Source organism: Streptomyces sp. NPDC085900, from assembly GCF_044540925.1.
Lineage (GTDB): Bacteria > Actinomycetota > Actinomycetes > Streptomycetales > Streptomycetaceae > Streptomyces > Streptomyces gilvifuscus.
The window spans coordinates 820,582-834,828 of record NZ_JBITSP010000004.1; the positions used below are offsets into that span (position 1 = coordinate 820,582).

The following is a 14,247-nucleotide window of genomic DNA, read 5'->3' on the forward strand; positions in this document are numbered from 1 at the left end:
CCCCCTCACCCCGCCTCCCCCAGCGGCAGCCGCGCCCGTATCGCGAAGCCGCCCTCCGCGCGCGGGCCGGCGTCCAGTGTGCCGCCCAGTGCCGTGACGCGTTCCCGCATGCCGGTGAGGCCCACGCCGGGGGCGGGAGGGCGGGCCGGGTCGGCGGCGCCGTCGTCCTCGACGCGTATCGCCAGTTCGTCGCCCCCGTAGTCCAGCCGGACGCTCACCTTGGCCGGGCCCGCATGCCGGGCCGCGTTGGTCAGGCCCTCCTGCACGATGCGGTAGACCGCCCGATCGACCGTGGCCGCCAGCGGCCGTTCCTCCCCGGTCACCGTGAGTTCGGTGGTGAGGCCCGCCGCGCGGGCCCGCTCGACCAGCAGCGCGGGGGTGCCGGTGGGCTCGTCCTCGGAGCGCAGGATCTCCAGGGTGGCGCGCAGTTCGCGCATGGCCTCGCCGCTCGCGTCCTGGATGGCGAGCAGCGCCGGCGGTATCTCCTCGCCGCGCTTCTTCGCCAGGTGGACGGCGACGCCCGCCTGGAGCTTGACGATCGAGATGCTGTGGGTGAGCGAGTCGTGCAACTCCCTGGCGATGCGCAGGCGTTCCTCGCCCGCGCGGCGCAGGGCGGCCTCCTCCCTGGTCCGCTCGGCCTCCAGCGCGCGCCGCTCGGTCTGGCGGAGGTACGCCTGCCAGTTGCGGTCGGCCTGTCCCGCGACCACGGCGCACAGGAACCAGCCGGCGAGCAGCGCCGTCCGCTCGACCACGTCGTGCGTCGTCGGGCCCGTCGCCAGCCACGCTCCCAGGAAGACCCCGCTGGCCGCGGCCGCCCAACCCCGGTGTCCCGCACTGGCCGTCGTGGCCACGGCGACGAAGACCGGCAGGGCGGAGAGCGGGCCGGGGTGCGCGTGCAGCACGTACCCGGCCCCGCACAGCGCGGCGACGACCGCCACCGTGCGCGGGGCCACGCGGTGGAACGCGAGGACGGCCGAGGACAGGACGACGAGGGCCTGGTCGACGGCCGTGGTGTCCCGGCCGAAGGCTGCCGTGGTCACGGCGAGAGCACCGACGACGACCGCGAGGGCCACGTCGGCGAGCCCCTTGCGTGTGGTGAAGTGCCCGCTCATGCACGCACAGTAGAGGGCGGCGCCGACAACGGCGTCACCCCTGTGGACGGCTCCCCGGCTACTCCCCACGCAGTAGTGCGCGGCCCCGGCGGCCTCGTCGTCGTAGCGCCAAGTGCCTCCGCGGGGACGACGCCCGGGCCCGCCCCGGCCGCGCATGCTGCCGTACATGTCCACACCCTTCAGGTACACACAGCCACCGTCGCCCAAGTCGGCCACCGGCCGGGTCGCCGAGGTCCACGCGCAGATCGCCGCCGGCTTCGGCATCGACCGGCCCGCAACCTTCATGGTCCTGTCCTCGACGCCCGAACTCCTCGTGTCAGCCTGGGCGTTGATGCGCGAGTCGCTGATCGCCGGCCCCGGCAGCCGCACCGGCAAGGAGCTGGCGGCGCTCGGGGTCTCGCTCTCCAACAACTGCCCGTTCTGCGTCGACGCGCACACCGTGCTGCTGCACGCGACCGGCGACCACGCGCTGGCCGAGCGGCTGGCCCGCGGCGACGACCCGGAGAGCGAGGAGCACAAGCGCGTGCTCGACTGGGGGCTCGCCAGCCGCGCCCGCGGGCCGCGCTGCGGCCGTACCCCTTCCCCGAGGAGCACGCGCCCGCCTATCTGGGGACCATGCTCACCTTCCACTTCATCAACCGCGTCGCCTCGGCGCTGCTGTCCGAACAGCTCATGCCGGGCGGCGTCCAGCGGTTCCGGGCGGTGCGCAGCCTCGCGGGCCGCGCCCTGGGGCGCACCGTCCGCCGCGAGGCCGAGCCCGGAGCGTCCCTGCCGCTGCTCGACACGCTCGGCCCCGGGCCGGACTGGGCCCTCGGCTCCCCCGTGGGCCCGGCCTACGCGGCGCTGCGCGCGGCCGCCCGCACCGGCGCCGAGCTCCTCGATCCGGACGAACGCGCCCTCGTCCACCACGCCCTGCGGGACTGGGACGGCGAGCACCCGTCGGCCGTCCTGCGCGGCTTCCCGACCCGGCGTGAGCGGCCCGGCGCGCGCCTGGCACTGCTCGCCGCGCTCGCGCCGTACGGGCTCACCGACGAAGACGTGGCCGCCTGGCACATGCCCTGGCACAACGACGAGCAACTGGTCCGGCTCGTCGCGTACGGCGCCTTCGCCGCCGTGGACCGCATCGAGAGCGCGCTCGCGCTGCCGGCCGCCCAGGAGGCCACCCCATTGACGACGACCAGAGGTGAACCCTTTATCCGATTCCGGCATTTTTAGAGGGGTTTTATGCGCATACGAGGGGATCGTCGTCGCTTGTTCGGACGGAGTCCGGTTGGTCATGGCACATCGGCACCGGCCTCGGTGACCGCCCGAGCACGGAGCGAGTTGACGCTTCCGTCTCACAGGGACTCATGTGAGACTGGCGCTCCGTCCGCAGTGCGGACCCCCTTCCGCACACCGTCCCCCACCGAGAAGTGTGCCCGTGCGTGAATTTCCTCTGCCGCTCGCTCTGACCGCGCGCCTGTCCCCCGTCGTCGTGCTCGCCGCGATGGGCTGGGCGCTGACGTCCAGTCCCGCGACGCCGGCCGACCGGCACGACGAGGCGCAGCACAAGAGCACTTCGACGCCCTCCGCGCCGTCGACGGCGGCAGCGGCGACCAAGTCGTACAGCGCCGCCCCCGCTCCGTGCGGCAGCGTGGCCACGGCGACGGTCAAGTCGCTCGTCCCGGGCGCCAAGACGGCCGGGAAGGAGATCAAGTCCACCGACGAGAAGCTGCGCCGCACCTGCTCCTGGAACGCCCTCAAGGGCTACGACTACCGCTGGCTCGACGTCTCCTTCGAGGTCCTGGACTCCGACGCGGCGGCGCAGAAGGAGTACAAGGAGAGGACCGCGGAGAAGAGCGGCGGAGGCGCCGTACCGGGGCTCGGGGACGCGGGCTACTCGGTGGTGAACCTCACCACCGAGGACAAGCAGCAGACCCGGGAGGGCGTGGTGATCGCCCAGGTGTCCAACGTCCTGGTGGTCACCACCTACAACGGCAGTGACTTCGAGACGAAGAAGGCACCCGGCACGGACGAGATCAACAAGGGTGCCATCAAGGCCGCGAAGGACGCCGTGACCGCGCTGAAGGGCAGCCGGTAGCGTTCGCCGGCCGCCCTTCGGGAGGCTTCAGGCCTCCAGGCGCTGTCGGCCGCGCAGCAGCATCAGGACCAGGTAGAGGGCCATCGAGGTGCCCAGGCCCACCGCCCAGCCGTAGTCGGCGAGCGGCTGCAGCGCCGGAATGGGCCGTCCGTCGATCAGCGGCTTGAAGCTCGCGCCGCCGATCGCCAGCACACCGCCCGTCACGAATGCGACGACGGCCCGCCAGTTCCAGCCGCCCGCGTACCAGTAGCGGCCGCCCGAGCGGTACAGGTCGACCAGGTCCAGCTTTCCGCGGCGCAGGATCCAGTAGTCGGCGATGAGGATGCCGGCGACCGTGCCGAGCAGGCCGCCGACCAGGCCGAGCCAGGTGAAGATGTAGCCCTGCGGGTCGGAGTACAGCTTCCACGGGAAGATCAGGACGCCGATGAAGCAGGTGGCGAGGGCCCCGGCCCGGAAACTGACCTTCCTGGGCGCGATGTTGGAGAAGTCGAAGGCCGGTGAGACCAGGTTGGCGGCGATGTTCACGGACAGGGTCGCCACCAGCACGGTCACCAGGGCGAACAGCAGGCCGAAGACGTTGTCGGTCTTGGCGGCGAGCTGGACCGGGTCCCACACGGCCTGGCCGTACACCTTCTGCGAACCGGAGGTGACCAGCACCGACAGCAGCGCGAACAGCGTCATGGTGGTGGGCAGTCCGAGCGCCTGCCCCCACGTCTGGGCCTTCTGGCTCCGGCCGTAGCGGGTGAAGTCGGGGATGTTCAGCGACAGGGTGGACCAGAAGCCGATCATGCCCATCAGGGAAGGCCAGAACAGCTTCCAGAAGTCGCCGCCCCAGCCGAGCTTGGAGGGCTGGTCGAGCAACGGGCCGAAGCCGCCCGCCTTGTTGCTCATCCAGACCAGCATCACCAGCGCGCCGACGATGACGAAGGGCGCCGCCCAGTTCTCGAAGCGGCGGATCGTGTCCATGCCGCGGTAGATGATGGCGACCTGGATCGCCCAGAAGATCGCGAACGACAGCCACATCGTCCAGGCGTAGCCGCCGATCTTCCCCGCGTCGGACCAGCCGTTGCCGATGAGCTTGCCGGCCAGGAAGTAGATCGCCTCACCGCCGATCCAGGTCTGGATGCCGAACCAGCCGCAGGCCACCAACGCCCGAACCACAGCAGGCAGGTTGGCGCCGCGGACGCCGAACGAGGCACGCGCGAACACCGGGAACGGGATGCCGTACTTCGGCCCGGCGTGCCCGGTGAGCAGCATCGGAACCAGCACGATCACATTGGCCAGGGCGATGGTGAGCACCGCCTGCTTCCAGTCCATGCCGACGGCGATCAGACCGGAGGCGAGGGTCCAGGAGGCCGTGTTGTGGGCCATGCCGACCCACAGGGCGGAGAAGTTGTACGTGGTCCAGGTGCGCTTCTCGATCGGGACCGGGAGCAGGTCCTCGTTCGCGTACGGGCCGCTGGGCAGCGGAGCCCCGGGCGCGATCTCCACGCGCCCGTCGGCGAGGGTGACTTGAGCGGTCGGCGGTATGGCCGTGGGAGCGGTGTCGGTCATGGGCAGGCCAATCGATGAGGGGTGGTCCGGAAAGGCCGTGCGGGCCGGCGGGGCCGGGGAGGGGCGGGTGGGTTCCCGGGTCGTCCGGTGCGCCGAGAGTGCGTGCCGGGCGGCGTGGGGACGTGCCCGCCCCTCCCCGGCCCCGCCATCCCCTCCCCGGGGAGGTGGGGAGGGGAGATCTGGAGTGGGGGGGTGGGAACTGGCTTTGAAGGCTCAGGAGTTGACGGCGGGGATGACCTTCTGGCCGTACGCGTCGATCACGGCCTCCTGGGCGTCATGCATGTCGTAGACGGCGAACTGGTCGACGCCCAGCTCACGCAGGGCGTTGAGCTTCTCGATGTGCCTCTCGACGGGGCCGATGAGGCAGAACCGGTCGACGATCTCGTCGGGCACGAACTGGGTGTCGGGGTTGTCCGCGCGGCCGTGGTGGGAGTAGTCGTACCCTTCGCGCGCCTTGATGTAGTCGGTGAGTTCCTCCGGGACCTGCGAGGAGTGCTCGCCGTACTTGGAGACGAGGTCGGCGACGTGGTTGCCGACCATGCCGCCGAACCAGCGGCACTGCTCCCGGGCGTGGGCGAGGGCCTCGGGCGAGTCGTCCTCGGTGACGTAGGCGGGGGCGGCGACGCAGATGCGGACGTCGGCGGGGTCGCGGCCCGCGGCCACGGCCGCGTCCTTCACGGCCTTGACCATGTACTCCGTCAGGTAGAGGTCCGCCAGCTGCAGGATGAACCCGTCGGCCTCCTCGCCGGTCATCTTCAGGGCCTTGGGCCCGTACGCGGCCATCCAGACGGGGAGTTCGGCGCCGGGCTTGATCCACGGGAACCTGACGACCGCGCCGCCGAGGTCGGCCTCCTCGCCCCGGCCGAGGGCCCGGATGACCTTCATGGCCTCGCTGATGCGGGCCAGCGTGTTGGGCTTGCGGCCGGCGACGCGCATCGCGGAGTCGCCGCGGCCGATGCCGCAGACGGTGCGGTTGCCGAACATGTCGTTGAGGGTGGCGAAGGTGGAGGCGGTGACCTCCCAGGTGCGGGTGCCGGGGTTCGTCACCATCGTGCCCACGGTCAGCTTCTGGGTGTTCGCCAGGATCTGACTGTAGATCACGAACGGTTCCTGCCACAGCACGGCCGAGTCGAAGGTCCAGCCGTAGGTGAAGCCGTTGCGCTCGGCGCGCTTCATCAGGCTGACGACCTTCGAGGCCGGCGGGTCGGTCTGCAGGACGAGTCCGAAGTCCATAAGCGCCACTCCTAGTTGAGGTACTGACAGGTGGAGCGCGGGGTGTAGACGCCGTGTCCGGCGCGTCCGGTGTACTCCCGCTCGGTGATGACGGGTTCGCCGCGCGAGAGGACCGTCTCGACCCGGCCGGTGGTGCGCTTGCCTTCGTACGCCGAGTAGTCGACGTTCATGTGGTGCGTCTCGGCGGACATGACCTGCTCGGCGTTCGGGTCGTAGATGACGATGTCCGCGTCGGCGCCCGGGGCGATGGTGCCCTTCTTCGGGTACATGCCGAACATCCGGGCGGGGGTGGCGCAGGCGATCTCGATCCAGCGGCGGCGACTGATGTGCCCGTCGACGACGGCCTGGTGGAGCAGGTCCATGCGGTTCTCGACACCGGGAAGGCCGTTCGGGATCTTCGAGAAGTCGCCGCGGCCCAGTTCCTTCTGGCCGACGAAGCAGAACGGGCAGTGGTCGGTGGAGACGACCTGCAGGTCGTTCGTCCTCAGCCCCTGCCACAGCTTGGCCTGGTGCTCCTTGGGCCGCAGCGGTGTGCTGCAGACGTACTTCGAGCCCTCGAAGTCGGGCTCGGCGAGGTTGTCGGTGGACAGGAACAGGTACTGCGGGCACGTCTCGCCGAAGACGTTCAGGCCCTCGTCGCGTGCCCGCGCCAGCTCGGCCACCGCCTCCATGGCCGAGACGTGCACGACGTACAGCGGCGCGCCCGCGACCTGCGCGAGCCTGATGGCGCGGTGGGTGGCCTCCGCCTCCAGCAGGGCCTTGCGCACCTCGCCGTGGTAGCGCGGGTCGGTCTCGCCGCGGGCCAGCGCCTGCTCCACCAGCACGTCGATCGCGATGCCGTTCTCGGCGTGCATCATGATCAGGCCGCCGTTCTCGGCGGAGCGCTGCATGGCGCGCAGGATCTGGCCGTCGTCGCTGTAGAAGACGCCGGGGTAGGCCATGAACTGCTTGAAGGAGGTGACGCCCTCCTCCACGAGCAGGTCCATCTCCTTGAGCGTCTCCTGGTTGACGTCGGAGACGATCATGTGGAAGCCGTAGTCGATCGCGCAGTTGACCTCGGCCTTGGCGTGCCAGGCGTCCAGGCCCTCGCGCAGCGAGTGCCCGACGCTCTGCACGGCGAAGTCGACGATCGTGGTGGTGCCGCCCCAGGCGGCGGCCCGGGTGCCGGTCTCGAAGGTGTCGGAGGCGAAGGTGCCGCCGAACGGCAGCTCCATGTGCGTGTGGGCGTCGACACCGCCCGGGATGACGTACTTCCCGGTGGCGTCTATCGTCCGCTCGGCGGCGAAGGCCTCGGCGGCAGGAGTGCCGGAGGCGGCGAGGGCGGCGACACGGCCGTCCTCGATCAGGACGTCGGCGTGGATCTCGTCGGACGCGGTGATGACGAGGCCACCACGGATGACGGTGCGGCTGCTCATTCTCCCTCTCCTGCCGTGCTCGACACTGATGCGGTTACGGGGCGGTGATCGGGGCGTACGCGTCGGGCCGGCGGTCCCGGAAGAACTGCCAGCGGTCGCGGACCTCGCGCAGCTTGGCCAGGTCCAGGTCGCGTACGACGAGTTCGGTCTCCTTGTCGGAGGCGACCTCGCCGACGAACTGGGCTTCCGGGTCCACGAAGTAGGAGGTCCCGTAGAAGTCGTTGTCGCCCAGGTCCTCCACGCCGACCCGGTTGATCGCGCCGACGAAGTACTCGTTGGCGACGGCCGCCGCCGGCTGTTCCAGCTGCCAGAGGTAGCGGGACAGGCCGCGCGAGGTGGCCGAGGGGTTGAAGACGATCTCCGCGCCTTCCAGGCCCAACGCCCGCCAGCCCTCCGGGAAGTGGCGGTCGTAGCAGATGTAGACGCCGATCCTGCCGACCGCCGTCTCGAACACGGGCCAGCCCACGTTGCCGGGCCGGAAGTAGAACTTCTCCCAGAAGCCCGGGACTTGGGGGATGTGGTGCTTGCGGTACTTGCCGAGGTAGGACCCGTCCGCGTCGATCACGGCGGCCGTGTTGTAGAGGACGCCGGGCTGCTCCTCCTCGTACATCGGCAGGATCAGGACGAGGCCCAGCTCCCTGGCGAGCGCCTGGAAGCGCTGGACGATCGGGCCGTCCGGGACCGCCTCGGCGTACTCGTAGAACGCCTTGTCCTGGACCTGGCAGAAGTAGGGCCCGTAGAACAGCTCCTGGAAGCACAGGACCTGGGCACCCTGCGCGGCCGCGTCCCGGGCCGCCTGCTCGTGCACCTGGATCATCGACTCCTTGTCGCCCGTCCACGCGGTCTGGAAGAGGGCGGCACGGATCACTCTGCTCATCGGGACCTCCGGTCGCTCGGTGTGCGAGAAGCGTAGGAAGTCCGGAAACCGGCTTTGAGTTGCACGGTGTCACGTCTGCGGGGGTGCCGCGTGTCACGGTGTCACCCTGTCGTGGGCCCATGTTTCACCGCCGTTTTCCCAGGTCGTCGCATGTTTCACCCCTGTTGCGCGTCATGCGCGAGGAGCGCGATGTGCACCGAGGCCGCCTGCTCGAAGTCGTCGAGGTCCACCCCCAGCCGGCCCTGTATGGCCTCCAGCCGGCGGTAGAGCGCGGGCCGGGAGACATGGTGGAGCTGGGCGGTGCGGGACTTGTTGCGACCGGTGGCGAGGTAGGTGCGCAGCACCGACAGCAGGTCGTCGTCGGCCGAGCACAGCAGCCCGTCGAGCTCCCGCTCCGCGAACGACTGCACATGCGGATCGTCCCGCAGCAGCCGGATCAGGCCGCGCAGGTGCACGTCCCTCAGGCGTACGACGGCCGGGAGGTCGAGGGCGGCCGAGGAGTCCGCCACGGCGTCGGCGACGTGCTGGGCCTCGCGCAGCCCGGCGGGCACGTCGTCCCAGGCGGTGCGCGGGTCGGCGGCGGCCACGGCCGTCCGGGCCGCCTCCGACCGCAGGCGGGCCGCGAAGTTGGCCACGAGCACGGTGGCGTCCTGGTCCCGCGCCAGGCTCAGCAGTACTGCGGTGGCTCCGTCGGCCAGCTCGGCGACGATACCGGGCAGCCCCAACAGCCGCAGCACCCGCTCCAGTTGGGCGGGTTCGCCGTCGCGGACGACCAGCGGCACGAAGGTGCGCCGGTTGACCGGAAGCCCGGCGGCCCGCGCCCGGGGCAGCAGCTGCCGTGCCGGTACGACCCCGCTGACGAGGTCGGTCAGCAGGCTCTGCGCCGACTGCTCCTCCCAGGTGTGGGCCGAGTTGCCGCCGAGCATGCGGTGCAGGACGAGGGCCTCGGCCGCCCGGTCGGCCAGCAGCCGTCCGGTGGCGGTGTCCCCCCGGTGCCCGCACAACACGATCTGGCCCCAGCGCTCTCCGCGCCCGCCCAGCTCGGCGCGGATCCAGCCGTCGCCCTCGCTGCCGCCCGCCTGCCGGGCGATGCGCTCCCAGTCGCGCAGCACGTCGTCCACGGCCGGCCGTTCCCCGGCGGTGGCCAGGACGCGGTGGGCGAGGTTCGTGACGACGACCGGGCAGGCGCTGTGCTGGGCGACCTCGTCGAGGAGGCGTTGCAGCGGGGCGCCGGCGGTGATGAGGCCGGTCAGGGCGGTCCGTACGGACTCCGACAGGCTGACGGCGGCGAACTTCCGCCGCACCAGGCGGGCCTGGACCTCCTCCGTCAGCTCGGCGAAGGGGAAGGGCCGGTGCAGCACGATCATCGGCAGCCCGCACCGCTCGGCGGCCCGGCGCATGACGTCCGGGGGCGCGGGGAAGGCGCGCCCGAGCCCGAGGACCACGGCCGACGCCTCCGCCCGGTGCAGGGACCGGATGTACTCGGCCTGCTTCTCCTCGTCGCCGGCGAGCAGCACCCCGGTGGTGAGGACCATCTCGCCGCCGCTGAGCATCACGCCCACGTCGGGTGCCTCGGCGACGTGCACCCAGCGCACCGGCCGGTCCAGCTGGCCCGCGCCGGCCACCACCTCGGGCTCCCCGGCGAGCACCCGTTCCATGGTCAGCACCTGGCGCACCGACAGGGCGGGTTCGAGGGTCCCGAAGGTGGTGGTCATCAGGGTCTTCCCTTGCTCAGCGCACGGCTACTACAGGCTCCTCAGAGCGGATTCGAGGATCGCGGCGCCTTCCTCGGCCTCCGCGACGGTCAGGGACAGCGGCGGGGCGATGCGCAGCGCGCTGGTGTTGTGGCCGCCGCCCTTGCCGATCAGCAGCCCGCCCGCGCGGGTCGCCTCCAGCACGGCGGCCGCCGCGTCCGGATCGGCCTGGTCCGTGCCCGGCTTCACCAGTTCGACGCCGAGCATCAGACCGCGCCCGCGCACCTCGCGTACGTGGGGAACCTGCGCGGCGACGCCCCGCAGCCGTTCCATGAGCAGACCGCCGACCCGCCGGGCGTTGCCCTGCAGGTCGTGCTCCAGCAGGTAGTTGAGGTTGGCCAGGCCCGCCGCCATGGTGATCTGGGTGCCGCCGAACGTCGAGATGCTGTTGGCGTCCAGGCAGTTCATGATCTCGGCGCGGGCGACGACACCGCCGATGGAGCTGCCGTTGCCGATGCCCTTGGCGAAGGTGAGCATGTCCGGCGGCCCGCTCCGGCCGTGCGCCTGCCAGCCCCAGAAGTGGTCGCCGGTGCGGCCCCAGCCGGTCTGCACCTCGTCGGCGATCCACAGGATGCCGCGCTCGGCGAGGACCTCGCGGAAGGCCGCGTACAGGCCGTCCGGGCCCGAGGTGAAGCCGCCGACGCCCTGGATGGGTTCGGCGATCAGGGCCGCGGGCGGGCGGGTGTGGCCGAGCAGGTCCTTGAGGTCGTCGACGCAGGCCGCGATGAAGTCGGCGTCGCTCAGGGAGGCGTACGGGCCGCGGGTGCGGACGCCGCCGTGGACGTAGAGCGTCTGCAGCGGGGACAGCGAGGTCGGTGACCAGCCGCGGTTGCCGGTGATGCCGACCGCGCTGAAGGAGCGGCCGTGGTAGCTGTTGCGCATCGCCAGGATCGTGTTGCTGCGCCGGTAGGTGGTGGCGAGCAGCAGCGCGGTGTCGTTGGCCTCGGTGCCGGAGGTGGTGAAGAAGACGCGGGCGTCCGGGATGCCGCTCAACTGGGCGATACGCTCGGCGAGTTCCACCATCTGGCGGTTGAGGTAGAGAGTCGACGAGTGCAGGATGCGGCCCGCCTGCTCGCTCACCGCCTTCGTCACCTCGGGCAGCGCGTGCGCGGTCATCGTGGTGAGGATGCCGCCGAAGAAGTCGAGGTACTTGTTGCCGTCCGAGTCCCAGACGTGGCGGCCCTCGCCGTGGGTGATCTCGATCGGGTCCTCGTAGTAGAGGGCGAGCCAGTCCGGCAGGACGGATCGATGGCGTGCGTAGAGGTCGCTCACGGCTGCACCAGCCCCTCGTAGGCGTCGGGTCGTCGATCGCGGTAGAACGCCCACTGCTGGCGCACTTCCTCGATCAGGTCGAAGTCCAGGTCGCGGACGACGAGTTCCTCCTTGGTGTCGCTGGCGACGTCGCCGACGAACTGGCCGCGCGGGTCGACGAAGTAGCTCGTGCCGTAGAAGTCGTTGTCGCCGTACTCCTCCTGGCCGACGCGGTTGATGGCGGCGATGAAGTACTCGTTGGCGACGGCCGCGGCGGGCTGTTCCAGCCGCCAGAGGTAGGAGGACAGACCGCGGTGGGTGGCCGACGGGTTGTAGACCAACTGGGCGCCGTTGAGGCCGAGTTGGCGCCAGCCTTCGGGGAAGTGGCGGTCGTAGCAGATGTAGACGCCGACCCTGCCGACCGCCGTGTCGAAGACCGGCCAGCCGATGTTGCCCGGCTTGAAGTAGTACTTCTCCCAGAAGCCCTTGACCTGCGGGATGTGGTGTTTGCGGTACTTGCCGAGGAAGGTGCCATCGGCGTCGATCACGGCGGCGGTGTTGTAGTAGAAGCCGGACTGCTCGACCTCGAAGACCGGGACGACGACCACCATGCCCGTCTCCCGGGCGAGATCCTGCATACGACGGACGGTCGGCCCGTCGGGCACGGGCTCGGCCCAGCGGTAGTGCTCGGGTTCCTGGACCTGGCAGAAGTAAGGGGCGTTGAACACTTCCTGGAAGCCGATGACCTTCGCGCCCTGTCGGGCCGCCTCGCGGGCGTGCTCCTCGTGTTTCGCCACCATGGACTCGGTGTCGCCGGTCCAGGTGGCCTGGACCAGAGCGGCACGTACGACGTTGGCCATGAGCTGCTCCTTCGGCGGGGACGTCAGAGCCTCTACGCCCGTAGACACGGCCGTAGAGGGATGAACGTAAGCCTCCGGGAGGGCCTTGCCAAGACCATCGCCGTCAACCCGCTGAGTCGATCATGTTTCGCACTCCTGTGGGTGATAGGAGGGGCCGGTGGTAGGGGGGTGTCGGGCGGGTCGCAGGAGGTCTTCCGGCGGTTGTCAGGCGGTCGTACGACGGTTGTCAGGCGGTTGTCAGGCGGTGAAACCGGCCACCCGGAGGGCGTGCACCAGATCCCAGTGTCGCTCGTCCGACACCCCGTGCGCCGCCTCCAGCAGAAGGGGTACGAGGGTGCCGGGATCGGGTTCCGCGCTGCGGGCCGCCTCCTCCGGCGTGCGGACGCGGACGTAGGCGTCGAGCAGCGCGCCCACCTCGCGCCGTCGCCCCTCGGCCGCGAGGCCCAGCACGGCCTGCCCGATCTCCGTGGCGGGCCGGACGACGCCCTGCCGCAGGATCTGCTCGCCGTCGGCCGCGCGCCCCGCCGCGACCAGCGCGTCCGCCGCGGCGACCAGCCGTTCGGCGGGCAGCGAGGCGGCCTCCCACAGCAGCGTCGTCCAGTCGAAGCCGAGCCCCGCACCCTGCAGTTCCGCGGCGAGCAGCGGGAACCGGGCGGCGGGCCACTGGGCGACCTCGACGAGCAGGGCGTGCGCGTCACCGCTGCGTCCCTCGGCACGCAGCCGCACCAGCCTCCCGACCGCCTCGGCCACCTCCTGCGGCCCCGCCGTGTCCAGCGGCTCCGCCTCGGGCTCCGACCGCGGCTCGGGAGCCTCGGCGGCCCCGGCGAACCGGGCTCCGCGCGGGGTGCGGCCCCCGGCGGCGGCAGGACCGGCGGCGGCAGCGTCGGGCGCGCCGACCGGCGGCGCGACGACGGGAGCGGCCTCCTCCACCATCCCGGCGAACCGAGCACTCCCTCGGCGACGCTTGCGTTGCTTGATGGTGGGGGGTGCGGGGGTGAGGGGTGCTGAGGTGGGGGCTTCGAAGCCGTGAGACTCGGCTGCTGGGGCATCGGAGCCGCGGGACTCGGGGGCGGAGGCATCGGAGCCGTGAGTTTCGGGGGCGGGGACTCCGGAAGCCGGGGCGTCGAAGACGGAAGCTTCGGAGGCGAAAGGGATGGGAGCGGGCGCGGGAGCAGGGCTCGCAGGTCCGGGGGCATCCGGGCCGTAGGGTTCGCGCAGGTCGGGTCCCCGGAACACGGTCCGGGAGCCGGCATCCGGGGCGTTCGGGGCCTGCGAGGCCGGGGCGACGGCGTCGCGAGGGGCGGAGTTCGGCCGTACGGCCGGAGCACCGGCGCGGTACGACCCGGCCTGCCGACGCGCATCAGGGCCGTACGGTCCGGCCTGCCGACGCGCATCAGGGCCGTACGGTCCGGCCTGCCGACCCTCACCGATACCAGTACCGGCCGTCTCACCGCTGCCTCGGCCCGCCCAGGCGTCGCCGAACGGTGCGGCATCTCGCGGATGGGTGGCGTCGACGCGGTATCCGGCGCTCTCCGGCGGGTGGCCGCGGCGGACCGCCGACACCCGTTCGCCCGCCGCGCGCCGGTCCGTCTCGGCCATCCGGGCGCGGAGTTCGGCGCACCGAGCGGTGGCGCGGTCGTGGTCGTCGCGGGCCCAGGCGAGGTCGAGGCGGAGGGCGTCGGCCTCCTGACGGGTGGCGACGGACGCGAGGAGGCGGCTCAGCTCCGCCTGCCGTTCGGCGGCGTAGCGCTGTTCGCGGAGCATCACGTCGAGCCGGTCGCTCAGGGCGTCCCGGCCGCCGGGCCGGGCGTCGTACGCGGTGAGCGCGGCGGCGTGCAGCGCGCGGGCCCGCTCATGTTCCGGGGCGGCGACGCCGGGGCCGAAGGCCGCCGCGAGATCGTGCAGCAGCGCCTCCATGACGTCCCAGGGCGGCACCTCGCGCCCGTCGAGACAGGCCCGCATGCCGTCGGGGTCGCGCTGCCAGAACACCGCGCACCAGCCACCACGCTGGTCCAGGCGCGCCAGCAGGCCGTTCAGGTAGTTCGCGAACTCCCGCACCCGTCCCGGGAGTTGATCCACAGCCATCGCTCAACTCCCGCCAGACCGGAGCA

The 14,247-nt window shown here is 71.6% G+C and carries 10 protein-coding genes and 1 pseudogene; 2 read left to right on the forward strand and 9 right to left on the reverse strand.

Annotation, left to right across the window (positions count from 1 at the left end; genetic code table 11):
* Positions 1-5: 5 nt before the first annotated feature.
* Positions 6-1,112 (reverse strand): sensor histidine kinase, encoded by a 1,107-nt coding sequence (locus ACIGDI_RS17775; RefSeq protein WP_399897179.1) that lies wholly within the window; start codon positions 1,110-1,112, stop codon positions 6-8.
* 166 nt (positions 1,113-1,278) lie between these two features.
* Here ACIGDI_RS17775 and ACIGDI_RS17780 point away from each other — a divergent pair.
* Positions 1,279-2,327, forward strand: a pseudogene (locus ACIGDI_RS17780) (carboxymuconolactone decarboxylase family protein).
* Between the two features lie 205 nt (positions 2,328-2,532).
* A complete protein-coding gene (locus ACIGDI_RS17785) occupies positions 2,533-3,192 on the forward strand; it encodes a hypothetical protein (RefSeq protein WP_399897182.1) in 660 nt (219 codons plus the stop codon).
* 27 nt (positions 3,193-3,219) lie between these two features.
* Here the strand turns inward: ACIGDI_RS17785 and ACIGDI_RS17790 are convergent, their stop codons facing one another.
* From ACIGDI_RS17790 to ACIGDI_RS17825, 8 genes are all read right to left on the reverse strand, one after another.
* A complete protein-coding gene (locus tag ACIGDI_RS17790; protein WP_272176695.1) occupies positions 3,220-4,746 on the reverse strand; it encodes an NCS1 family nucleobase:cation symporter-1 in 1,527 nt (508 codons plus the stop codon).
* Between the two features lie 213 nt (positions 4,747-4,959).
* Positions 4,960-5,979, reverse strand: a complete 1,020-nt coding sequence (locus tag ACIGDI_RS17795; protein WP_399897185.1) for a TIGR03842 family LLM class F420-dependent oxidoreductase — start codon at positions 5,977-5,979, stop codon at positions 4,960-4,962.
* An 11-nt stretch (positions 5,980-5,990) separates the two neighbouring features.
* A complete protein-coding gene (hydA, locus tag ACIGDI_RS17800; protein ID WP_399897188.1) occupies positions 5,991-7,394 on the reverse strand; it encodes a dihydropyrimidinase in 1,404 nt (467 codons plus the stop codon).
* Positions 7,395-7,428: 34 nt separating this feature from the next.
* Complete coding sequence (locus ACIGDI_RS17805; RefSeq protein WP_399897191.1) at positions 7,429-8,271, reverse strand: nitrilase-related carbon-nitrogen hydrolase; 843 nt, start codon at positions 8,269-8,271, stop codon at positions 7,429-7,431.
* Positions 8,272-8,426: 155 nt separating this feature from the next.
* A complete protein-coding gene (locus tag ACIGDI_RS17810) occupies positions 8,427-9,986 on the reverse strand; it encodes a PucR family transcriptional regulator (RefSeq protein WP_399897194.1) in 1,560 nt (519 codons plus the stop codon).
* A gap of 30 nt (positions 9,987-10,016) precedes the next feature.
* Complete coding sequence (locus ACIGDI_RS17815; RefSeq protein ID WP_399897197.1) at positions 10,017-11,297, reverse strand: aspartate aminotransferase family protein; 1,281 nt, start codon at positions 11,295-11,297, stop codon at positions 10,017-10,019.
* Positions 11,294-12,136 (reverse strand): nitrilase-related carbon-nitrogen hydrolase, encoded by an 843-nt coding sequence (locus ACIGDI_RS17820; RefSeq protein ID WP_200705468.1) that lies wholly within the window; start codon positions 12,134-12,136, stop codon positions 11,294-11,296. The genes ACIGDI_RS17815 and ACIGDI_RS17820 overlap by 4 nt, the downstream gene beginning before the upstream one ends.
* Positions 12,137-12,373: 237 nt before the next feature.
* Positions 12,374-14,221 (reverse strand): hypothetical protein, encoded by a 1,848-nt coding sequence (locus ACIGDI_RS17825; RefSeq protein WP_399897199.1) that lies wholly within the window; start codon positions 14,219-14,221, stop codon positions 12,374-12,376.
* Between the last annotated feature and the right edge of the window lie 26 nt (positions 14,222-14,247).